We start from the raw sequence: 22,653 nt of genomic DNA, 5'->3' as shown, positions 1-22,653 counted from the left end.
TGATTTCGAAGAGACGCCTTTGAGTGTCCGATTCACGGGAGGTCCGGTTGCGGCGTGGCGATGCGATGCTGATCGATCAGCTGTTTCGCCCGCAATCGGTCTCCTGCGGCGAGGGCCTCTACCAGCTCCTCGTGTAACCGCAGTCGCTCGGAGATGTAGGCGGGCAACGAATGCTGGGTGGTCGGCAGCACCGACACGGTGTGCGATTCGATGACATCGAGCAGGCTCAGATATATGGAGCGCATGAGGGTATGCGGACTGACCTGCGCGATTGCCGCGTGCAGGGCCCAGTTCGCGCGGATGAAGTCGACAGGTCGATCATCGGCGGCGGCCTTGCGCATTTTCGAGACGATGGCGCGCATGCTCGAGATATCGCGGGCCGAGCAGTACTCGAGGGCATCATCGATCAACAGCGGGTCCAATGCATCGCGGATACGCACCGCGTCGGCCACATCAGCTTCGGCAGCATCCAGTGACAGAAGTGAATTACCGAGCTGCACAAACGGATTCGGCTTCGCCGCGAATACGCCTCCGCCCGGCCCGGACCGGACCGTGATCACACCGCGTGCCTGCAGGATGCGCAAGGCCTCATTGAAGGTGCTCTTGGCGACTCCACATCGCTGCTGAAGCTCCACCTTCGTGCCCAGATGCGCACCGGCCGAGGCATTTTCGGCCAATTCGGCGATGACCTCGGTGGCTCGCTCGGTACGGCTGCCGCGCCCGCCTCGGGTCATCCGCTCGGCTAGATCGGTCACTTGCCTGCTTCCTGTCGCATGACTTCGGCATCTCGCCGAATCAAACCTAATTAATCACACCCGGTGGCTTGACAAAACCTACCAGCCGGGCGATTCTAGCCCTATTAATCATGCTCAATAGGGTCGAATAGTTGCCCATCGGGTATCTCCCGCAGCGAGGATTCATGCAGAACTCACATCACGACGTGGTGATTGTCGGCGCCGGCCCGGTCGGTTTGGCGACCGCGCGCATGCTCGGGCAGAAGGGGCACGACGTCGTCGTGGCCGAGCGTTGGCCGGCACCGTACCCGCTGCCGCGGGCGGTGCATTTCGATGACGAGATCGGTCGGGTGTTCCAATCCATGGATCTCACCGAGGAGATCAAGGCCGTCACCGAGCCCGTGCCGGACTTCTACGAGTGGCGCAATGCCGCGGGTGAGGCGCTACTGCGCATCGACTGGTCGGGAACGGGTCCGAACGGGTGGCCGACCGCGAACTTCTTCTCGCAGCCACAGCTGGAACAGGTGCTCGCCGAAGCCATCGAGTCCATGCCGAATGTACGGCTGGTACGCGGCGCGGACGTCGTCGATATCTCGGAGTTCGAGGACCGCGTCGTGGTCTCGACCGGTTATACACAAGTGGCCAAGCCTGGCCAGCTAGTCTCAACGACCGAGGTCACTCGTACCTTTACCGCTCGCTATGTGATCGGTTGCGATGGCGCGAACAGTTTCGTGCGCAGTCGGATGGGCGCGGAGATGGACGACCAGGGCTTCTTCTTCGACTGGCTGATCGTCGATACGATCCCCACCGACGACATCGAATGGTCGCCGATGAACTGGCAACTGTGCGACCCGGTCCGTCCGACCACGATCGTGTCCGGCGGCCCTACCCGGCGGCGCTGGGAGTTCATGCGCCTACCCGGTGAGGACGCGCGTGAGCTCGGCACCATTGATGCGGCATGGAAGCTGTTGGCGGCGTGGGGAAGAACCCCACAGAACACGCGGCTGGAACGGCATGCAATGTATACCTTCGCCGCCCGCTGGGCCGACAAATGGAGCAGCGGACGACTTGCCATCGCCGGCGACGCCGCGCACCAGATGCCCCCCTTCGCTGGACAGGGCATGTGCTCGGGGCTGCGTGATGCGGCGAATCTGACGTGGAAGCTGGATCGTGTGTTGCGTGGGGTCTCCGAACCCGCGCTGCTCGATACCTACACCAGCGAGCGGAGTCTGCATCTGCAGCACGCGATCGCAATGTCGGTGGAGCTGGGCAAGGTGATCTGCGTACTGGATCCGGAGCAGGCGGCGCAGCGCGATGCGCGCATGATCGCCGGCGGTGCCAACCCGGCGAAAGTGCTGCCTGTGGCAGCTCGTCCGGTCCTGGGCAGCGGTATCGTCCTGGCGGACAGCGTGCTGGGTGGCACCCTTGTCCCGCAGTTCGCAGTCGAGGTCGACCGCTCACCCAAGCTCCTGGATACTGCGACGGGAAGCGGCGCCGTCCTGTTGTTGGCGGCCGATCGGCCCGCAGAACAGGTACTCGACGCGTCGGTGCGGCAGTCCTCGAGTGCGGTTGACATCACCGCGAAATCGATTGCCGCCACCGGCGAACCCGATCTGCGCGACTTCACCGGGGAATGGTCGCGCTGGTTCCAAGCCAATTCGATTGCGGCAGTGCTGATTCGACCCGACCACTACGTTTATGGCACCGCGCACACCGTCGACGGTACCGCCGAATTGGTCGCCGGTTACACGGCTGGCCTGCGGATCGAGGTGGAAGTACCAGCTACCGGCGCTGCCTGATCGCCGACTTCAAACCAACTACTCTGAGGAGAACCAACCTTCATGCGTATTGCAAATCTGCAGGGCCGCGGGGCCTTCGTGTTCGGTAACGACGGCGCCGAGCGGGCCGCTGAGGTCGCGGCCGTCTCGGGCGGACGTTTCGGTCCCGACGTGGCTCAGATCTATGCCAAGTGGGACGAGTTCAAGCACTGGGCGACCACGCTTACCGAAGCTGGCATGCAAGCGCATTCGTTCCAGCTGGATCGGACTCTGCTCGGTGCACCTTCACCAGCTCCTCGCCAGGTGTTTGCTTTCGGCCTCAATTACCGCGCCCACGCCGATGAATCCGGATTCGAACCGCCCGAACACCTCCCACCGGTGTTCACCAAGTACATCTCGAGCTTCAGCGGGCCGGACACGACAGTTGTACTGCCTGCTGGTGGCAACGTCGACTGGGAAGTCGAACTCGTCGTGATCATCGGACGGGAATTGCACCGGGTCGAGCCGGGCGCAGTGTGGGATGCCGTGGCGGGGCTCACTGTCGGCCAAGATATCTCGGAGCGGGTCTCGCAGCTGCGCCCGCCGGCACCACAATTCGGCTTGGGCAAGTCGTTCCCGGGCTTCTCTCCGCAGGGCCCCTGGCTGGTTACTCCGGACGAGCTCGCGAATCCGGACGATCTCGAGCTCGGCTGCTCGATCGACGGTGAGGATGTCCAAAAGGGCCGCACCAGCGATCTTATTTTCCCTGTGCCGCAGTTGATCTCAGGCTTGTCACACACAGTGACGCTGTACCCCGGTGATGTTGTCTTCACCGGCACCCCCGCGGGTGTCGGCGTCGGCAGGGAGCCCCAACGCTTCCTGCAGCCGGGCGAAAGCCTGAGTTCCTGGATCGAGGGCATCGGAACACTGCACCAGAAGTTCGTCGCCGCGAAGTAAAGGATGCGACCATGGCATTGCACGGCCTGGGCAAGGTCACCATCGGTGTGCCCAACCTGGATGAAACCATCAGCTATTACAGCGATTTCGGTCTCGAGCACCTCGGCGCCGGTCGGTTCGCCACCGTCAACGGTGGCGAGCAACTCGAACTCGTCCATGCGCCGCTGCGACGTCTGGTCGAGATGTCCATCGCCGCCGACGATGCCGACGATATCGGCTCTGCCGCAAGCAAACTCACTTCCCTGGGCATCGAGGTCAGGCAAGAGTTGGGCTCGGTGCGGGCTGTCGAGCCGGTAACCGGCACCGTCGTACGTGTCGCGGTCCGGCCGCGGGTCGTCGTGGAGCCGGCCGTGCCGCCCACTCCGTACAACGGCCCAGGACGCATAGATCGCTGGGGGAGAGCGCCGTTCATCTCCCGCACCGAACGGGTGCGACCGCGCAAGCTCGGTCATTGCGTCATCGGCAGCACCGACCTGGACACCACGATGCGATTCTTCGTCGACGGCCTGGGCTTCAAGGTCAGCGACTATATGGGAGACAAGGCGGCGTTCCTGCGGTGTTCGGTCGAGCATCACAACGTCCTGGTGATGGCCGCGCCGGTCAACTTCATGCACCACACCAGCTGGCAGGTCGATGACATCGACGAAGTCGGTCGCGGCGCCTTCGATATGCTCGAAGACCATCCGGATCGCCACATCTGGGGCTTGGGCAGGCACTACGCCGGTGCCAACTTCTTCTGGTACCTCAAGGATCCCGCGGGCAACTTCTCCGAGTATTACTCGGACATGGACACCTGCCCGGAGGACGAGCTGTGGAGCCCCCAGATACTGCACGGCCTGCAGGGCCTGTACGCGTGGGGTCCGCCTCCGCCTCCGTCTTTCCTCCAGCCGGATGATCTCGCGGCACTGATGACCGGTGCCCACTCGACGAAGGGATGAGCATGGGGCTCGCGCACATCGTGGCTTTCGGATTCAGCGACGACCTTCCCGCCGAGATCTTGACGGCGCTCGAGGACGGTCTGAACGCCCTGTCGTCGTCGCTGCCGGGCATTGTGTCCTACCAGCACGGACGGGATCTCGGATTGCGGCCCGGCAATGTGTCGTACGGGGTCAGCGCGGTCTTCGACAGCGAGCGATCGCTATACATGTATCTGGGACATCCGGATCATCTGAGTCTGGTCGAACGACTTCGTCCCTTCGTCAGCTCACGATCCGCAGTGCAGTTCAGCGTGCCCGAAGCCGCATGAGCACGGAAATGACTGGAGAACTGGCGATGGAAATCACGCACTACGGCCATGCCTGCGTCCATGTCGAGATCCCCGGCCCCGATGGCGCCCCGCGCCGGGTGCTGTTCGATCCCGGCGCCTACTCGCAGGGATTCGAGGGGTTGCGTGATCTTGATCTTATCTTGATTACGCACCCCCATCCGGACCATCTCGACGTCGGTCGTTTTTCACAACTTGTCGCCGACAACCCGAAGGCCGAACTGGTGCTGGGGCGTCAGAGCGCCGAGGCATTAGCCCAGGCCGGCCAAGAATCGATAGTCTCGCGGCCGGGCAGCCATATCGTCGCGTCGGGGGACAAGGTGTCTCGAGGCGGGGTCGATGTTCGGGTCATCGGTGGTGAGCACGCATGCATCCATTCCGCGCTTCCGTCATCGGAAAACCTCGGATTCGTACTCGATGGTGGTCTACTCCATCCGGGCGACGCTTTCGACGACCCGGGACAGCCCATCGAGATCCTGCTGCTGCCCATCGGCGGCCCGTGGATGAAGATCGGGGAGGGCATCGACTATCTGCGTGCCGTCGCTCCGAAGGTGGCGATACCGATTCACCAGGCAGGACTTGCACAAGTCCATCAGGCGATGCACTGCGGGCTGCTGAAGAATCTGGCACCGAGCGGGACCGAGGTAGTCGTTCTCGAACACGGTACGCCTCAGAGTTTTTCACGGCCACGGTGACTCGCCGCCGTCGTGTCACCGACCCGTTGGCAGCGACGGCGGCTTCTGCCCGGAGGTCGGACAAGCACCGGGCGCAGGGCCCGTCGAGGGATGTGCTGGTGTGCGTTTCTCGGCGGGCCTGCATTCACAAAAGGCACAGGGGTTGCCGGGTGTCACCGGTTCAGCTTCGTACGCAATGTGTTTCTTGTTCGGGAGAGTGCGATATGCGACTGGTTTCGTACAAAGACGGTCGGGCGGCACAATTGCTCGACGGAGATCGGGTCGCCCTGCTCACCGACAGTATGCGCACTGTTATCGAACGCTGGGCTCGGGACGGAACCTTGCCGTTTCCCGCTCCGGGGGAGGCGGTTCCGCTCGGAGATATCGAGTTGGGTCTGCCGCTGGCGGATCCGTCGAAGATCATCGCTGCGCCGGTGAACTATCGCGACCATCAGATCGAGATGAATGTGGATGCCCAGGTTGGCGCATTGGGATTCTTCCTCAAAGCTCCTTCGTCACTTCTCTATCCGGGTGGCACCATCGAGTTGCCCTACCGTGACCGCCGGTTCGATCAGGAGGGCGAACTCGCTGTAGTGATAGGCCGGACGGCGAGCAAGGTCAGCGAATGTGACGCTCTCGAATACGTATTCGGCTATACGGGTCTGTTGGATATCACCATGCGCGGAGGTGAGGACCGCTCGACACGGAAGTCGTTCGATACCTTTACTCCGATGGGACCGGTGCTGGTGACCGCTGACGAGTTCGGCGATCCGGGTGCTGTCGAATTACGTTGCTGGGTAAACGATGAGCTGCGACAGCAAGCCACTACGGCAGATCTGATCTGGGATGTGGCGAAGCTGATTTCCTATGCGTCGTCCGTCGCTACGCTCTATCCCGGAGATATCGTCACGACCGGCACACCAGCGGGAGTGGGGCCGATCGAGGCCGGCGACGAAATTCGGCTCGAACTCTCCGGCCTCGGAATACCGTTGACAGCAAACGTCGCCGCCGACAGCACCGTCGCCTGCCCAACTTCTGGGCGAAACCGGTCCCCGGGTCTCACCCGTCGCTCCCTCCGCACCCGGGAATAACGAATGAGTCAGAAACGATGTCGAAGTCACGTTATGGATTAACAGCGTTTGCGTCTTGAAGACTCGGCATCTCGCTTGCTAGTGTTGTTTCGTGATTAGGATCACTGTTCCGCAGTGCGGAACAGTGTGGCCAGCGCTGATGAGCCGTCTGCTCGGTTCAAAACTCGCTCACCTTCCCGGCCGTGACTCTCGTGAAGGTGATACATCCGCCTTCATGCGGTAATTGGAAAGGAACCCCATTGACTACCACCGTTGATTCAGACGAGTTCTTCAATCCGCTGAATCCCTCGCACATTCCAGATCCCGACGGTTTCATGCAGGCATCCCGGCGAGGGTGTCCGGTCGGGCAGGTGAGTGAATTCCTTTACGTGGCAAACACCGACGATGTGGTGCGGGCGGTCTTCGATGACACCGAGCGCTTTTCGAGCCGCGGCAACTTTTCGGTAGGCCCGGAAGATGTGAAGACTCCCGTCACCATGGTGACCCAGGCCGACGGAGTCGAACACGACACTTTACGGGCCCGACTTCTCAAGGACATGGCGCCAGCGCGTCTGCGTCGGCTCACGCCGGAAGTCGCGGAAATCGTCCGCAAAGCCCGTGTGGCCCTGCCTGAGTCGGGCCGAGTCGACCTGTACGCAGACTACGTGCACTTCATTCCTGCGGCCGTCCTTTACGCGTTGATCGGAATCCCGAAGCCGACATGGAGCGAGGTTCAGGGATGGGCCGACGCCATCGTGCGCGTCATCCCGGAGCCGTCAGACGGATTGCCCGAATTCGGCAAGCTGATGGGATTTCTGGCGCAGCTGGTGGAAGAGCGGCGATCTCGCCCCGATGACCGTCATGAGGATGTCCTGGACAATCTGTGCTTCGCAGAGCCGGGCGACGTGGATTTACCTACACTCGATGTCGTCGCGCATATCTTCCAGCTCGTTGTCGCCGCGACCGACACCACCCGCGGACTGATTGCCAACTGCCTGTACCGGCTGCTCGAGAATCGCAGCCAGTGGGAGGCCGTTGTCGCCGATCGGGACTTGCTGCCGAATGCGATCGAGGAGTCGCTCCGCGTGGACTCGCCAGCTCAGTTCATGGTCCGAACGGTGACCGAAGACCTCACCCTCGCCGAATGTCCGATCCCGGCCGGCAAGAAGCTGTACCTGAACATCCAGTCCGCCAACCACGACGAGAAGCGATGGGGCGACGACTCGCGGACCTACCGTATCGATCGACCCAATGCCGCAGGGCATCTCGCTTTCGGCCGGGGAATCCACGCGTGCATCGGTTCGCCGTTGGCTCGAATCGAGGCCCGGCTGGCCATTTCCGCGCTCATGGACGCCTATCCGGACATGCGGCTGACCGACGATGCCACCTGGGTGAAGTCCGAGGGCATCCTCACCAGGCGGGTGGAATCGGTACCGGTCTGGATCAACGGACAGGATGCCGCATGAGGATAGAGGTAGATCGAAATCGCTGCGAGGGGCACGCTATGTGCGAAGCGGCCGCGCCCGAGTACTTTTCGGTCGACGACGAGGGCGTACTGACGATCCTTACCGAAGAGGTTCCAGACTCCGACAAGGCGCAAGCGCACGGCGCCGTGCTCAGCTGCCCGGTTGCGGCGCTGAAGTTGTTGTCGCGGTAGGGGATGCGGCGGAGTACTCACGCCAGCCGAGTACTCCGCCGCAGCTCGCCGGCGCCGTCGGGAGTGGCGAAGGCCCAGCTCGTGGTGTACCCGGAGTGACGTATTTCTGCCGGAGCGACGGTGAAAAGTATTGCGCGGCACCCGTTCTGTACCTACTGATGTGATGATTCGAGGGAGGAAGTCGTGCCCCAAACCGTTCGCGGGGTTATCGCGCGTTCGAAGCAAGCCCCGGTCGAAGTGGCCGAGATCGTGATCCCGGATCCGGGACCCGGTGAGGCCGTGGTCGAGGTGCAGGCGTGCGGCGTGTGCCATACCGATCTGCATTACCGCGAGGGCGGCATCAACGACGAATTCCCCTTCCTGCTCGGGCACGAGGCCGCAGGCGTCGTGGAATCGGTGGGTGAAGGCGTCACGGGTGTCGCGCCCGGGGATTTCGTCATCCTGAACTGGCGAGCAGTGTGCGGTTCCTGTCGCGCCTGTCGCAGGGGCAAGCCGTGGTACTGCTTCTCGACATTCAATGCGGCGCAGCCGATGACGCTCACCGATGGCACACCGCTGACGCCCGCGCTGGGCATCGGCGCGTTCGCCGACAAGACGCTCGTGCACGCGGGCCAATGCACCAAGGTCGATCCGAGCGTGTCTCCGGCTGCGGCGGGTCTGCTCGGCTGCGGCGTGATGGCGGGTCTGGGCGCGGCGATCAACACCGGCGGTGTCAGCCGAGGCGACAGTGTGGCCGTGATCGGTTGCGGCGGTGTCGGAAACGCGGCCATAGCGGGCGCGAAGCTGGCGGGCGCGACCACCGTCATCGCCGTGGACATCGACGAGCGGAAGCTGAAGTGGGCCAAGGGTTTCGGTGCCACACATACCGTGAATGCGGGCAAAGAGGATGCGGTAGAACAGGTTCGTGAACTGACCGACGGCTTCGGCGCCGATGTGGTGATCGATGCGGTCGGCCACCCGGAAACCTGGAAGCAAGCCTTCTATGCCCGCGATTTGGCGGGCACCGTGGTGTTGGTCGGCGTGCCCACGCCCGACATGGAGCTCTCGTTGCCGTTGATCGACTTCTTCTCGCGCGGTGGATCTTTGAAGTCCTCCTGGTACGGCGACTGCCTGCCCGCGCGGGATTTCCCATATCTGATCGAGCTCTACAAGCAGGGCCGCCTGGATTTGGACGCGTTCGTCACCGAGACGATTTCGCTGACCGACGTGGAGGCGGCGTTCGCCAACATGCATCATGGCGAAGTGCTGCGCTCGGTGGTGGTGCTGTAGTGGCGCATATCGATCGCGCCGTCACCACCGGCACCTTCAGTCTGGATGGCGAAACTTTCGAGGTCGATAACAATGTCTGGGTGATCGGCGACGACTCGGAATGCGTCGTCATCGACGCGCCGCACGATGTGGAGGTCATCCTCGACGTGATCGGCGCTCGCAGGGTGCGGGCCATCCTCGCCACCCACGCCCACGACGACCACATCCGCGTAGCCCCCGAATTGTCCAGGGTCACCGGCGCTCCCGTCCTCCTGCACCCCGACGACATGGTTGTATGGCGTCTTACCCACCCAGATATCGATCCGAGCGGCGAGCTCTCCGACAAGCAGACAATCGAGGTGGCCGGGACGGCGCTGCACGTCCTACACACTCCGGGACACGCGCCGGGTGCTGTCTGCTTCCATGGCCCCGACCTCGGCGTTGTATTCACTGGCGACACTCTGTTCCATGGCGGTCCGGGCGCGACAGGGCGGTCTTACTCCGACTTCGACACAATCCTGTCCTCGATCGCCACCCGCCTGCTGTCGCTGCCCCCGGAAACTCTGGTACACACCGGCCACGGGGAATCCACCACCATAGGCATCGAGATGGCTCGCCTGGACGAATGGAGACGGCGCGGATATTGAGTCCGACCTGACGACAATAGTCGGCTTGGCACCGAACTCACCGCGCCCGGCGAATGCGGATCGACAGCGACTCCCGGAACGCGCTGCGATTGCGCAGATCCTCACCGAGTTTCGAGCGCGTCAGGGGTGAATGGATCAATATCGCTGATCGCAACCGTCGATCGTATTCCTGTTGTCACCGCCGTGGTCTTTCGGCCCGGATCGCAAGGGGCCTTCGCGCCGCGCCGAAAAACGATGACCTGACTCCGCCCGCGTCGGTATGTGACTTTCATTCTTAAAGAGAGGGCCGGTTTCGAGCATTTTGTAAGCACAGAAAAACTGGTCGCCGCTGTGCACTATGCCGAAAGTCCTGTATTTCAGGACGAGGCTTTCGTGTTATGGGACCCCTTTTTATGATGGTGCGGCCCAGGTCGCATGCCGCCGTGTCGATCTGCTCAATGACGAGGAGAGACCAGATGATCACACTGAATGATTTCGATTCCAACGTACCATTTCTGGCACAGTTGAATGAAGCCGGCGCCGAACCGGTCACCATCGTGAACACCTTCCTGGCCCCTGAGGGACGGGTCCAGGACGTTATCGAGATATGGCGTCAGGATTCGGAAATCATGAAAGCCAAGCCCGGATTCATTTCAGCCCAACTGCATCGAGGCACGGCGGACAGCCGGGTACTTACCAATGTCGCGGTCTGGGAATCCACCAAGGCTCTTCAGGAGGCCTTCGTCAGCCCCGACTTTCAAGCGGTGCTGCCCACGTATCCGGATGGCTCCGTGGCGTATCCGCACCTAGTGCGCCCCGTCGCGGTGCCCGGAATCTGCCTGGGTGCGCCATGGGATTCCGCAGCCGTGGGAGTTCAGGACGCCGATGAATCAGCCGTCCCGGCCATCGAGTTCTTCGAGCTGACTCCGGAATTGCCGGTAGCCAACCAACTCGCCTCCACTGAAAGCGATTTCACGCTGCTGGATGTCCTGGTCGCACCCGTTGGGAAGGTCGAGCAGGCGATCGCGGCTTACCAGCAGACCGGTGCCTTCATGAAGCAACAGCCAGGATTCATCGAAGCCCAGCTCTTCCGTGGCATCAGCGGCAGTCGCGTCCTGATCAACCTCGCGGTCTGGGAGTCCGGGAAGGCGCTGTTCGATGCGGTCTCGGACCCGGGCTTCGCCGCGGTGACCGCTGCCTATCCGGTCGGGAGCCGCTGCACTCGGCACGCGTTGCGTCGCGTCGCCGTACCAGGCATGTGCGTTGCCTAATGGCCTGAATGCGCCGCTGCCGACGAGCACGAAGGCAGTGCGGACATTCGGGCACGGTGGACCGGAATGTCTTGTACGCAACGACTTCCGCTGGAACGGCTAATCCTGGAGCTGGCCCGAGCCGCAAAGTAGCCGCGACCCGATGCCGTTGGCCCTGGGGTGGGGCGACAGCTCCGACTTCTCCTCGACGACGAGCGGTGTTACGCCGTGATGCGCAACAGCACCGCCAGCTTCAGCCCGACGGATCCGCCGCCCGCGATCAATACATCCGTGGATACAGTCTGCCCATTCATGAGCCGCCCTCCAATACAGTGAATCATCAAATACACTGTGTCGCAGCATGCGATGTATCGTGAGCGACATGTTGGTGTGGGAGAGGCCGGAGCCGCCGGATCGACCTGTGCCGGCCCCATTGAGCCGGGAGCGGATCGTAGGAGCGGCGATCGGGCTGGCGGACGCGGACGGGCTGGCGGCGGTGTCGCTACGCAAGGTTGCCGCCGCACTGGACGTCGGGCCGATGCGACTGTACGGCTACATCGCCACCAAGGAGGAGTTGCTCGACCTGATGGTCGATTCGGTCTACGCCGAGGTGCGACCGGTCGGAGACGGTTGGCGAGAGGTGCTGCGGTCCCTTGCCGAAACCACTCGGGAGGCCGCTCACCAGCATGAATGGTTTGCCGACCTGATCGGTGGGCGGCCCCAGCTCGGGCCGCACGCGCTGGCCAGAGGAGAGGCTGTGGTGCCGCGATGGGCGGCCTGACGTGGACACCGTCATGCCGGTGGTCGACGCGGTCAATGCGTACGTGATCGGCGCGGTGCGCCGGGAGATCACCGAGCGGCGCGCCGAGCGGGCCACTGGGATGGATAAGACGCAGTGGCAGGCCACCTTCGGGCCTTATCTGGAGCGGACCTTCGCAACTGGGCGGTTCCCCGCGCTGTCCACAGTCATACGCGACGGCGTCCATCTGGACGCCGACCAAACCTTCCGCACCGGCCTCGACTTCCTCCTCGACGGCATCCAGGCCCGCATCTCGAGCTGACACCCAGCCGAGAGACCAGATAGGTGCCGCCCACGGCACCAACTCGGCGTTGACGCACTGAGCCGACGCGACCTCCAATACCCGAAGCCACTATTCCGCGGCGGTGACGACCTTCTCGACAAAATCGGATGCCTTCGTCGGATGCGATCAGAACAGGGTGTCGCGTATGCGCAGGGCCGGTATCCGGTGGGTCCGAGTTGGGCGAGTTCGGCGTCGATATCGACCTCGATGACGCCGAAGAAATTGATGTTCTCGCTGTGCGCCGGGCTGATGTGGGCAAGCACGTCGTCGTCGATGCGCCAGCCGGATCGGCGCATCGCTCGACCGCGAGCCCGTAGTACTCGGGGGTCCAGGCGATCACGGCATTCGTGGCGAGGGTCAGGCACCACGCGTGCTCGGTCTGGGTCTCGAGGTGCCGCGCGCGTCCACGACCCGATCAGATCCTCGGCCGACTACTCCTGACGCACGAACCGAAACCGTAAGGCAGTCTGCAGCTGCCGGCGCGTTGTACTTTGCAGCTCAGGTCAGCTTCAGGATTCCGGGGCCGGTGGGCCAGGGGAAAGTACTGGTCGCGGTGCATTCGGCGTCGGTATCAGGAGGGGTCTGAAGCGCCGCTGCGGTGAGGTCAAGGGATGAACCGGCCCGATTCCCCCTCTTCGGACGCGGCGGCCGTGCTCTGTTGAGAATGCTACGGACCTGGTTGGACGGGTGGCGCTGTATCCCGACAGGTGACGTTGGATCAGCGGCTCGTTTCATTCAGACACTAGTGATGCCCCGCCCGGATATCGGGCGGGGCATCACTCGGATTTGCTGCGAAACCTCTTGCGTAGTAGGACAGCTCAGCTCACTGTCCGCCTCGCTGGCGGCGTGAGGTCGAACCCCTTGATACGACGCCAGAAGCTGCTCACAGAGTGCACCGAACCGGGGCCTGATTGCCGGCCGGTCCCGGATGCGACGCGCCTTTGGTACTCGAGTCCTGACGCATGTCGTTGTGCTTGCACACATGGCGAAGATGGCATCGAGAAACGGGCGGCCGAAGTCCGGACGATGTTCGGGCCCGCTGAGCAGTCGCCCATTGGTATCGAGCCCGAGGTCACTGTGATTTGGCTGGTTCGGACTTGGGCGGCCCGCTGCGGAGCGGGAGTTCTTTGATCAACCAGGACAGGGCGAACCAGACCGCGGAGACGGCCGCTACAGCAAGGAAGATCTGACCGATGCCATGGGCGGCGGCGTCGAGGTAGGCGTGCCCGGTTTCAGGGGTGCGGCCATCGAGGCTGCGGGTGAACAGGGCGCCGAAGGCCGCGACGCCAACGGATCCGCCGATGGTGCGGAACAGGGTGACGGCGCCGGAGGCGGCGCCGATGTGGCTCATGTCGACGCTGTTCTGGGCGATGGTGGTGGTCAGCTGCATAGTCAACCCGAGTCCGGTGCCGAGCAGGGCCATGGCGGCGGCGGTCGCCAGATGCCCGGTACCGGTATCGACGGTTGCCAGCCAGGCTGCGCCGGCGGTCAATGCGATTCCGCCGAGGATGGGGAAGATCTTGTAGCGGCCGGTGTTGCTCATCACCCTGCCGACGACCTGGGCCATCAGCAGGACCGGGATCATCATCGGCAGCAGCAGCAGACCCGACGACGACGCTGACACGCCTTGGACGGTTTGCTGGAATAGCGGCAGATAGAGCACGCCGGCGAACATCACCACGCCGGTGACCAGCGACAGCGCCGAGGCGAGGGTGAAGTTGGCGCTGGCGAACATGTGCAGCGGGATCACCGGATCGCTCGCGCGGCGCTCGATAGCCACGAATACCGCGAGCGCGGCGGCCGCGAGCGCGGTCAAACCGAGGATCGGCGCGGAGGTCCACGCATACTGCACCCCGCCCCAGGTGGCCGCGAGGGTGAGGGCTCCGATGCCTGTGGTCAGAGCTGCGATCCCGGCGTAGTCGATGCGGGCGGCGCGGCGTGTGGCGGGCAGGTGCAGCGTCAACGCGCACCAGGCGAAGGAGAGCAGGCCGAGTGGGATGTTGATGTAGAAGGCCCACCGCCAGTTCAGGGCGTCGGCGACCACGCCGCCGACCAGTGGGCCGCCGATCGTGCCGATCGCCATCGCCACTGCGGTCATGCCCTGGTAACGACCGCGCTCCCGGGGCGACACCAGTGCGCCGATGATCGAGAACGCCCCGACCGCCAGCCCGCCCGCCCCCAATCCCTGCAGGGCGCGGAATGCGATGAGGGCGGGCATCGACCAGGCCGCGCCCGCCAGCAGCGATCCGGCCAGGAACACCGCGATCGAGGTCAGGAAGACCGTTTTGCGGCTGAACAGGTCGCCGAGTTTGCCCCATACGGGCGTGGAGATCGCCGTCATCAGCGTGTAGGCGGTCACGACCCATGCCATGTGGTCCAAGCCGCCGAGGTCGCCGACGATCGTGGGCATCGCGGTGCCGACGATCGCGTTATCGAGCATCGCGAGCAGCATCGCCATCAAGACCCCAACCAGGATCATCCGGATCGAGCGCCCGGCCGGTGCGGACGCTTGTGTTTCGGCCGCCGTTGTCATGAAGTAACCCTCTCAACAGAAGTAGAACAAGCTTATTAGTGCTGTCGATAAAAAACTATAACAACTCCACTGAGAAAGTTGTTTCGGTAAGATGGCGGCATGACCGAAGTCACTGTCGGACGCAGGGAGCGAAAGAAGGCCCGCACCAGGCAGGCGATCGCCGATGCCGCACTGAAGTTGTTCCTCGAACGTGGCTTCGACCAGGTGACGATCAAGGACGTCGCTGACGCGGCCGATGTATCGATGAGCGGGCTGTTCAAGCACTTCCCGACCAAGGAGTCCCTGGTCTTCGACCAAGAGGACTACGTCGCGGAAGGTTTGGTCGCGGCGGTGCGCGACCGTCCCGAGGCGACGCCGGCGCTGGAGGCGCTGCGGCTATGGATGCGGGCCCAGTTCGATGTCGAGCCCGCCGACACGCACCTGGCCGCATTCCTCGATCTCATCGCCGCCAGCCCGACGCTGAGCGATTACAGCCGACGCATGTGGCTGCGACAAGAGCAGCAACTCGGCGACGCAATCCGGCACGCGGGCCCCGCCGTTCCCGGTGCCGACATCGCCGCCCGGGCGGTGGCCCGGTTCGTCCTGGACCGCACCCAGCCATGCGACCGCACCGGCCCGCGTGGCCAACTCGACGACGCCGTCGCTCTGCTCACCCGCGGCTGGCCCGCTCCCGAACTGCGGCGCCCACCGCAAACCCGGCCCTCTGCGCCACCGTCACCGGATCGCCCACTGGGGCTGCGTGAACGCAAGAAGGCTCAGACCCGCCGGGCCATCACCACCACGGCGCTGCGGTTGTTCACCGAAGACGGCTACGACAACGTCGGAGTCCGAGAAATCGCCGACGCGGCGGAGGTGTCACTGGCGACCGTGTTCGCCTACTTCCCGGACGGCAAGGCCAGCCTGGTCTTCCCCGGCAACCGGACCGACCGCGCCGACGCCCTGGTCCGCGCCGTCCACCACCGCGCACCCGACCAAACCGTCATACGGGCTGTTCACGACTACATGGCCGCGTGTGGTCCGTTCAAACCTGACCTCACACCGGACGAGCAACGCGTGTTCGACCTTATCCGCGCCAACCCCGAAATGAGCGACTACGCGCTACGCTCCTGGACCGCGGCCCAGGACCCCCTCGCTGCTGCCATCACCGAAGAGGCAGCGTTGCCCGCCGATGACCTCACCGCCCGACTCCTGACCCGTTACCTGCTCCAGATACCCGACCTCGCGCGCCCCATTACCGACGCTCGCCGCACCCTCGAGGTCGTCACGAACCTTCTCGAACGCGGTTGGCCCGCCGCCCTCACCGAGCCCGACGAGGACATGGCCGGGGTCGGGGAGGCGTGAAGGGATGTGCACACGGCAACTGCCCGAGGAGCACATCATCAGAGCCGGGCGTGCCGCGCGCGCCGGGACCTCAGAGTCGGTCAGCGCCCACACCGCCACGCGAGTCGACGACGGCGACTGCGGCCTCAGCGGCGTCATCATCGGTTGGTGGGCCCGCCACGGCGAACCCACGCTCGCAGCACTGGCCTCTGCTGAGCAGTGGGCCCAGGCGGTCCTCGATGTCGCCGACCACGCCCGCCACGGGCCGGCCGGACTTGTGTTCGATGCCACCGCGCTGTCCAGCGCGCCGAGCAACGTTGCGGTGCAGACCCTTCTGCAGTTCGGTGTCGCGGATCGGCGAGCACTGCTCATCCCCTCCACCGCACTCGATGCCGTTGCCTGCATCGGACTGGACCCAGCCGAATTCACCACCATCGAAGGCGTGACCATCAGTACGCCGACCAGCGCGTTGATCACCGGTGTCCCAGGCATCGTCGAACGCACCGCCGTCACCGGGCTCGACATCCTGCACGCCGCCTGGCTCGCACGCACGACCGGATACCCGCTACTGACCCGCCGCCCCCGCCTGTACCGCGGACTGGATCTGCACGCCATCGTCGAAATCCCTTGAACCGCACAGTATTCCGGATTCGAGGGTCGTGACTCCGGCGACGCGGGTCGTCATCGATTTCGACGGGTACCGATCCCTATTGTCCGGGTGGCTCGACGCGTACCAGACCCGATTGGAAGGCAATCACAACCAGTTGGGCTCGATGTCGTGCGCCGAGTTTGTGCATCGCGCGTTGGACGTGGGTACGCACGGTCAGTGGGCTGACATATATTCGCTCGGCAATTTCGTCGTTCGACAATCCTTCCGCAACCAGTGTGACGACTTCGCGTTCCCGGTCGGTTAGGACGTCGAGGGCGGCGACAGCGCAGCTGGATGCTTCCGGTCGAGCGAGGAAGCGATTGATAATCGCGCGAGTGGCGGCAGGAGAAAGACATCCCAGGAGGCTTGAATGTCAAGCAGCAGCCTTCTCGACCGGTTGAGGCCAGGCTGTGGCCTCGTTGTAGCGGGTCCCGGTTTTGAGGCAGCCGTGCAGGATGCCCACGAGCCGGTTGGCGAGCTGGCGCAGGGCGGGGTTGTGGCCGATGCCGCGAGCTCGCTGCCGGTCGTAGTATGCGCGGGCGCCCGGGGATCTGAGTATCGCGCTGAACGCTTGCGCGGTGAGGGCGTCGATGAGCCGGTCGTTGTGCACGAATCTGGCCAGGGCGACCTTCTTCTTGCCCGACGCGCGGGTGATCGGGGAAGTGCCCGCGTAGTTCTTGCGGGCTTTGGCGCTGGTGTAGCGGTCGGGGTCGTCGCCGAACTCTGCGAGCACCCGGGCACCAAGGATCGGCCCCAAACCTGGCTGGGACAGGATGATCTCAGCGGCCGGGTGCTGCCCAAAATGAGCATCGACCTGACCGTTCAAGGTCTTGATCTGGATGTTGAGGACGGTCAGGACCGCCAGCAGCGCTTGAACCGACGCGGCATAGGCCTGCGCCACAACCTCGGGTTGACCGAGCTGGTCGGAGCGCAACGCAGCCGCGATGGCCGCAGCCTTGTCCGCGACGTTCTTGCGGCGCGCACGCTTGAGTGCGGCGCTGATCTGAGCGATTGTCAGCCGGGCCGCCTGAGCCGGGGTGGGTGCTTTCCCCAGCAGTTCCAAGGTGTCAGCGGCGTCGAGGTCGTCGAAGGCGAGCAGCGCGGCCGGGAAATAGTCGCGCAGGGCGTGGCGCAGTCACTGGGTGTGGCGAGTCCGTTCCCAGATCATCGTCTTGTGCGTGCGGGCCACGACCTTGACGGCCTCGGCGCGTGCGGAGTCCCCGGCGACCGGTCGCAGTTCATGGGCGTGGGTGCGGACCATGTCCGCCAGAACGTGAGCGTCGCCGGCGTCGCTCTTGGCGCCGGAGACCCCCAGCCGGTCACGAAACCTCGACGCCTGCAACGGATTTACCGCCAGCACCGTGTATCCGGCAGCGACCAGCGCGGCGACCCAGGGGCCGCGGTCGGTCTCGATCCCGACCAGCACCTCGACATCGTCGGCGTCCTCGCCCAACAGATCCCCAACGATCGCATGCAACCTCGCCATCCCGGCCACACCCTCGGGCACACGGGCCTTGGCCAACCGGCGACCCGACCCGTCCATCACCTCCACATCGTGATGGTCCTCGGCCCAGTCATCTCCTACGAACAGTCGCAACGACCCTCCAATTCTCGATACCGATCATCATCGAGCAGCCAGCGGAAGAACCATCAGCGACCTAATCAAGCAGTGCTCACGTCCACCCGGACGGGCACGACATCCCAGCGGCGATCAACTCTTCCGGCCTACCGGCAGGGGCACGGTCTTTCTTCAGGACTCAAAGTCCAGGAGGGAATAGTGCTCACCTGCCGGTCGGCTACCACCAGGAGTTTGCCGGATGGCTCACTCCCAGAACTGATTAGGAGGGTGTCTCCCGCAGCGATCGTGCGAATTGCTCGCAGCAATTCCTCTGGTCCGACGTCCTTGCCGAGGAATCCGCTCGCGCCCGCACGAAGAGCCTTGGCGACGTATTCATCGAGTTCGAACGTGGTGAGGATCAGGACCCGGGTGGCTCGGAGAGTTTGGCTGCCGCTGATCTGCTCTGTCGCGGCCAGGCCGTCGAGGACCGGCATGCGGATGTCCATCAGCACGACGTCGGGTTTGGTGGCCTCGGTCAATTCGACCGCCTGCACGCCATCGTTCGCGACACCGACGACCTCCATATCGTCTGCGGAATCGATGAGCAGCTGGAAAATTCCGGCCAGCAGCGCTTGGTCGTCGGCTATCACGACGCGGATGGTCATCGCGGCTCGGTCTCCTACACGTCTCGGCTACGCGGTTCGAGGGGAAGGATCGTGGACACCTCGAAGCCACCGCCCGGACGGTCTCTGGCGAGCAGCTCGCCTCCTACGGATATGGCTCGCTCGCTCATCCCGATCAGACCATAGCCAGAATCCCCCGCGTGCTTCAGACCATGCCCATCGTCGGAAATGGTGACTCTGAGGACGGACGGCGAGTAGACCAGCTGGACCGATGCCGATCCCGTTCCGGCATGTTTGGTGACGTTGGTCAGCGCCTCTTGCACAATCCGATACGCCGTGAGATCGACACCGGGGGAGAGCGGTTTCGGCTCGCCGCTGATCGACATCGAAACCTGCAAACCCATCGACTCGAAGGAAGCCAGCAACTCTGGAAGCTGGGACAACCCAGGCGTCGGTTCCAGCGGAGTCGCGATGTCTTCGTCCCTGCGCAACAATCCGATTGCCGCTTTGAGCTCTCGCAGCGCGGAGGACGTGGTGTCGGCCAGCTGATTCAGCAGCTCCTGCACCTGCTCAGGTTTGGTATGCAGCAGGTATGCGGCAGTGGATGCCTGGGCATGGCTCAGCGCCATGTGGTGCGCCACAACGTCGTGCAGTTCGCGGGCGATGCGGAGCCGTTCCTCGGCGACCCGGTGGCGGGCCTCTTCCTCCCGGGTTCGTTCCGCCAGCTCTGCCCTCGCCTGGACCGCGGCCAGGTAGTTCTGCCGACTGCGGGTCACTTCGGCGAAGGCACCCGCCAACAGGACTCCCATGACAAGACTGATCCTTCCCTCCGCGAACAGAGGTCCGGTATCGAACATGATTCCCGCGACCAGCAGAACAACACCGGCCACCGACGGATAGATGCGGGCGGACCAGCGATCCGTGCGCCAGCCGACGGAGTACGCGGAAACGTGTGCTGGACCCACCAACGGCGCCGAGATATCGCGACCCAGCGCGGCCATCGGGACGCCGCAGGCCGTGGTCACCACTTGCACACAGCGAGAGTGGTTACGGTGCCACAGCAGCGCGACAGATGCGATCGCGGCGATGGAAACGACTGCAGGGGTACGGGGCGAACGAATTCCGGAGAGTGGCCACCGGTGTCCAGTGTGCTCGCCAAGAGGGCGAGCCCGAACAGCACACTCGCCAACGCCACGTCGACCATCCGAGGATAGCGTTGCAGGTGCTGCCACCAGTCCCTGGCCATCGACTCGCTTTCTGTCGTACAGAAATCGGGTCGGCTGGATGGGGTTCGATGGGTAGGCCGCCCCAAAGGACGCCTACCCATCGAAGCATCAATGATCAATGCCGTGCAGACACTGGTTCGCCTTTGTCAACGGGCGCGTCGAGATGACGCAGGCTATCGCCTTCGACATCTACGTTCGGCAGGAGCCGTTGCAGCCAGCGTGGCAGCCACCACGCCTTATCGCCCAGCAATGCCAGTACCGCCGGGACAATGGTCATACGGACGACGAACGCGTCGAAGAAGACAGAGGCTGCCAATCCGACACCCATCATCTTGACCATCGAATCACTCATTCCGACGAAGCCGGCGAAGACCGCGATCATGATGGCTGCCGCTGCGACGACCACTCGCCCGCTATGCCGGAATCCCATGACGATGGCCTGCTCCGCTCGCTCGCCGTGGACATAGGCCTCGCGCATCCGGGTCACCAGGAATACCTCGTAGTCCATGGCGAGCCCGAATACCACCCCGATGAGGAAGATCGGCATCATGCTCATCACCGGCCCGGTCGTCTGGAGTCCGATCACATCGGCCAACCAGCCCCATTGGAAGATCGCGACGATCACACCCAGTGCGGAGCATATCGACAACAGGAAGCCGAGCGCCGCCTTGACCGGTACCAGCAGTGACCGGAACACAACCATGAGTAGCAGGATCGCCAAACCCACCACGACCGTCAGGTAGGGCAACAGCGCATCGCCCAGCTTCTGTGACATATCGATGTTCAAGGCTGTGGTGCCGGTGACCAGCATGGTTGCCCCGGTTGCCGCACGCAGCCCGCTCGCCTCAGCGCGAATGGTGTGGACAAGGTCCTCGGTCTCGGTGTCAGTGGGTGATGTCGTCGGCACCGCAGTGAGAATGGCGGTGTCACCGGCCCGGCTGAACATCGGAGGCGAAATCGACACGATGCCCTTGGTCGAGGTGACAGTGTTCGCGGCTTGTGCCACAGCGGATTTCGGGTCGGCAGCGCCCTTCGCGTCAACGACTATGGTGAAGGGGCCGTTGAAACCCGGACCGAATCCTGCTGCGAGTGCGTCGTAGGCGCGGCGCTGCGTGGTCGAGGTCGGCTGCGACGCATCGCTGGGCATGCCGAGCGTCAGGTCACGCAGCGGAAGGGCAAACGCCCCCAGACCGGCGATCGCCAGCAAAAGGATGGGTATCGGGCGACGCACAACAAACCGAGCCCAGCGAGTTCCCATGCTGTCCCTGGTGTCGCGAACTTCATTCGCCACCCCAGCCTTTCGGAACCGGCGAGGCAGCACGGCATTCTGAAAGAACCCGAGTAGCGCGGGCAGCAGGGTCACAGCGATCGCAACAGCCACCAGAACGGTGCCCGCAGCGGCCAGCCCCATACTGGTAAGCGCGGGAATACCGACCACCGACAGCCCCGCCAGCGCGATGACGACCGTTAGTCCGGCGAACACGACCGCAGATCCCGCTGTGCCCACGGCACGCCCGGCCGCCTCCTGTGCAGTGCGTCCGGATTGGCGTTCGGCCCGGTATCGGGAGACTACGAACAATGCGTAGTCGATACCTACCGCCAGCCCCAGCATCATGGCGAGCGTCGTGGTCGTGAAGGACAAGCCGATCGTTATGATCGCGGCGACTCCGGTGCCTATGCCGATAAGCGCCGTGATGAGCGGAAGTCCTGCCGCCACAAGCGATCCGAATGTAATGAGCAGTACCACCGCGGCGATGGCGAGGCCGATGATCTCGGTGACTCCGCCCAACTCGGGCTCCGCCTCCATGACGGTGCCGCCGAACTCGACGGTGAGCCCGTCGGCGCGCCCGTGGTCGACCGCGTGCTCGAGGGCTGCCTTGGTCGCATCGCTGATATCGGCGCTCGTGGCACTGTAGTTGACCGTCGCATACGCGGTCGTGCCGTCTTTGCTCACCGCGCCTGCCTGGAAGGGATCGACCGCGATCGACACCTGGGGGCCAGCGGCGACCTCGGCCACGACCTTCGCCACCGCGGCCTTGTTCGGCTCCGCAGTGATCTGCTGACCTCGAGGCGCTACGAAGACTATTCGAGCATCGGCACCATCGGCCTTGGCGTCCGGGAACCGTTGTGCGAGCAGGTCCATGGCCTGCTGCGATTCCGTACCGGGCATCGACAGCGTGCCCTCGGCCGCGTCAGGGGCCGTGGCCGCACCGAACGCCAATGCGGCCAACAAACCCAACCAGACTAGCACCACGATCCGGCGCTTCTCGAAGCTGAACCGACCCAGTCGGTAGAGAAATTTAGCCATAGCTGCGATCGTCTCCGCCCGGTTTGGTAGTCGTCATCGTGGACTTGCAGGAAATTGGCTGTACTGCCGATGCAGTACAGCCACGCTGATAAGTGCTCGGCACGTCAGGCTTCCCGT

General features: G+C 63.9%; 21 protein-coding genes and 2 pseudogenes. 15 read left to right on the top strand and 8 right to left on the bottom strand.

Annotated features, from left to right (window positions below):
* Positions 1–32: 32 nt before the first annotated feature.
* The gene (locus tag NP3_RS21570; RefSeq protein WP_218024895.1) at positions 33–755 is read right to left on the bottom strand and encodes a FadR/GntR family transcriptional regulator; all 723 of its coding nucleotides are present in this window, start codon (positions 753–755) and stop codon (positions 33–35) included.
* A gap of 164 nt (positions 756–919) precedes the next feature.
* Between NP3_RS21570 and mhpA the strand changes: the two genes are divergently transcribed.
* The 13 genes from mhpA (at position 920) to NP3_RS51150 (ending at position 12,298) form a co-directional block, all read left to right on the top strand.
* On the top strand, positions 920–2,533 hold the full coding sequence (gene mhpA, locus NP3_RS21565; protein WP_063043406.1) for a bifunctional 3-(3-hydroxy-phenyl)propionate/3-hydroxycinnamic acid hydroxylase MhpA: 1,614 nt from the start codon (positions 920–922) through the stop codon (positions 2,531–2,533).
* A 42-nt stretch (positions 2,534–2,575) separates the two neighbouring features.
* A complete protein-coding gene (locus NP3_RS21560) occupies positions 2,576–3,448 on the top strand; it encodes a fumarylacetoacetate hydrolase family protein (RefSeq protein ID WP_063043405.1) in 873 nt (290 codons plus the stop codon).
* 11 nt (positions 3,449–3,459) lie between these two features.
* Positions 3,460–4,386 (top strand): VOC family protein, encoded by a 927-nt coding sequence (locus NP3_RS21555; protein ID WP_063043404.1) that lies wholly within the window; start codon positions 3,460–3,462, stop codon positions 4,384–4,386.
* Positions 4,387–4,388: 2 nt separating this feature from the next.
* A complete protein-coding gene (locus NP3_RS21550; RefSeq protein WP_063043403.1) occupies positions 4,389–4,694 on the top strand; it encodes a Dabb family protein in 306 nt (101 codons plus the stop codon).
* Between the two features lie 8 nt (positions 4,695–4,702).
* On the top strand, positions 4,703–5,407 hold the full coding sequence (locus NP3_RS21545) for an MBL fold metallo-hydrolase (RefSeq protein ID WP_218024894.1): 705 nt from the start codon (positions 4,703–4,705) through the stop codon (positions 5,405–5,407).
* Between the two features lie 203 nt (positions 5,408–5,610).
* Entirely contained in the window at positions 5,611–6,477 is an 867-nt protein-coding gene (locus tag NP3_RS21540; RefSeq protein ID WP_063043402.1) for a fumarylacetoacetate hydrolase family protein, read from the top strand.
* Between the two features lie 239 nt (positions 6,478–6,716).
* Positions 6,717–7,922, top strand: a complete 1,206-nt coding sequence (locus NP3_RS21535; protein ID WP_063043401.1) for a cytochrome P450 — start codon at positions 6,717–6,719, stop codon at positions 7,920–7,922.
* Positions 7,919–8,113 (top strand): ferredoxin, encoded by a 195-nt coding sequence (locus NP3_RS21530; RefSeq protein WP_063043400.1) that lies wholly within the window; start codon positions 7,919–7,921, stop codon positions 8,111–8,113. The genes NP3_RS21535 and NP3_RS21530 overlap by 4 nt, the downstream gene beginning before the upstream one ends.
* A gap of 183 nt (positions 8,114–8,296) precedes the next feature.
* Positions 8,297–9,382 (top strand): S-(hydroxymethyl)mycothiol dehydrogenase, encoded by a 1,086-nt coding sequence (locus NP3_RS21525; protein ID WP_063043399.1) that lies wholly within the window; start codon positions 8,297–8,299, stop codon positions 9,380–9,382.
* Positions 9,382–10,008 (top strand): MBL fold metallo-hydrolase, encoded by a 627-nt coding sequence (locus NP3_RS21520; RefSeq protein ID WP_063043398.1) that lies wholly within the window; start codon positions 9,382–9,384, stop codon positions 10,006–10,008. Before NP3_RS21525 ends, NP3_RS21520 begins: the two co-directional genes overlap by 1 nt.
* Before the next feature lie 455 nt (positions 10,009–10,463).
* On the top strand, positions 10,464–11,258 hold the full coding sequence (locus tag NP3_RS21515) for an antibiotic biosynthesis monooxygenase family protein (RefSeq protein WP_063043397.1): 795 nt from the start codon (positions 10,464–10,466) through the stop codon (positions 11,256–11,258).
* A 400-nt stretch (positions 11,259–11,658) separates the two neighbouring features.
* Complete coding sequence (locus NP3_RS51155; protein ID WP_218024893.1) at positions 11,659–12,018, top strand: TetR/AcrR family transcriptional regulator; 360 nt, start codon at positions 11,659–11,661, stop codon at positions 12,016–12,018.
* A 1-nt stretch (position 12,019) separates the two neighbouring features.
* Positions 12,020–12,298, top strand: a complete 279-nt coding sequence (locus NP3_RS51150) for a TetR/AcrR family transcriptional regulator C-terminal domain-containing protein (protein WP_218024892.1) — start codon at positions 12,020–12,022, stop codon at positions 12,296–12,298.
* Positions 12,299–12,445: 147 nt separating this feature from the next.
* On the opposite strand, the pseudogene NP3_RS51325 reads toward NP3_RS51150, so the two are convergent.
* Both NP3_RS51325 and NP3_RS21505 read right to left on the bottom strand, forming a co-directional pair.
* Positions 12,446–12,731, bottom strand: a pseudogene (locus NP3_RS51325) (Tn3 family transposase); the annotation flags it as partial.
* A 660-nt stretch (positions 12,732–13,391) separates the two neighbouring features.
* On the bottom strand, positions 13,392–14,852 hold the full coding sequence (locus NP3_RS21505; RefSeq protein ID WP_063043396.1) for an MDR family MFS transporter: 1,461 nt from the start codon (positions 14,850–14,852) through the stop codon (positions 13,392–13,394).
* Positions 14,853–14,951: 99 nt separating this feature from the next.
* Here NP3_RS21505 and NP3_RS46905 point away from each other — a divergent pair, with 99 nt between their 5' ends.
* Both NP3_RS46905 and NP3_RS21495 read left to right on the top strand, forming a co-directional pair.
* On the top strand, positions 14,952–16,193 hold the full coding sequence (locus tag NP3_RS46905; protein ID WP_084508758.1) for a TetR/AcrR family transcriptional regulator: 1,242 nt from the start codon (positions 14,952–14,954) through the stop codon (positions 16,191–16,193).
* Positions 16,194–16,197: 4 nt separating this feature from the next.
* Positions 16,198–16,803 carry a hypothetical protein gene (locus NP3_RS21495; protein WP_063043395.1) on the top strand — a complete coding sequence of 202 codons (606 nt, stop codon included), beginning with the start codon at positions 16,198–16,200 and terminating at the stop codon, positions 16,801–16,803.
* A 76-nt stretch (positions 16,804–16,879) separates the two neighbouring features.
* Here the strand turns inward: NP3_RS21495 and NP3_RS50525 are convergent, their stop codons facing one another.
* From NP3_RS50525 to NP3_RS21465, 5 genes and pseudogenes are all read right to left on the bottom strand, one after another.
* Entirely contained in the window at positions 16,880–17,146 is a 267-nt protein-coding gene (locus NP3_RS50525) for a response regulator transcription factor (RefSeq protein ID WP_281197456.1), read from the bottom strand.
* Between the two features lie 48 nt (positions 17,147–17,194).
* Positions 17,195–18,418, bottom strand: a pseudogene (locus NP3_RS21485) (IS110 family RNA-guided transposase).
* A gap of 128 nt (positions 18,419–18,546) precedes the next feature.
* The gene (locus NP3_RS21480; RefSeq protein ID WP_063043393.1) at positions 18,547–19,044 is read right to left on the bottom strand and encodes a response regulator; all 498 of its coding nucleotides are present in this window, start codon (positions 19,042–19,044) and stop codon (positions 18,547–18,549) included.
* Between the two features lie 14 nt (positions 19,045–19,058).
* Positions 19,059–20,036, bottom strand: coding sequence for a sensor histidine kinase (locus NP3_RS21475; protein ID WP_063043392.1), 978 nt, complete (start codon positions 20,034–20,036; stop codon positions 19,059–19,061).
* Positions 20,037–20,343: 307 nt separating this feature from the next.
* Positions 20,344–22,536 (bottom strand): MMPL family transporter, encoded by a 2,193-nt coding sequence (locus NP3_RS21465; protein WP_063043390.1) that lies wholly within the window; start codon positions 22,534–22,536, stop codon positions 20,344–20,346.
* Positions 22,537–22,653 lie beyond the last annotated feature (117 nt).

The sequence above is a fragment of the Nocardia pseudovaccinii NBRC 100343 genome (genome assembly GCF_001613225.1).
Lineage (GTDB): Bacteria > Actinomycetota > Actinomycetes > Mycobacteriales > Mycobacteriaceae > Nocardia > Nocardia pseudovaccinii.
This window is presented reverse-complemented; position numbering and strand designations above follow the sequence as displayed.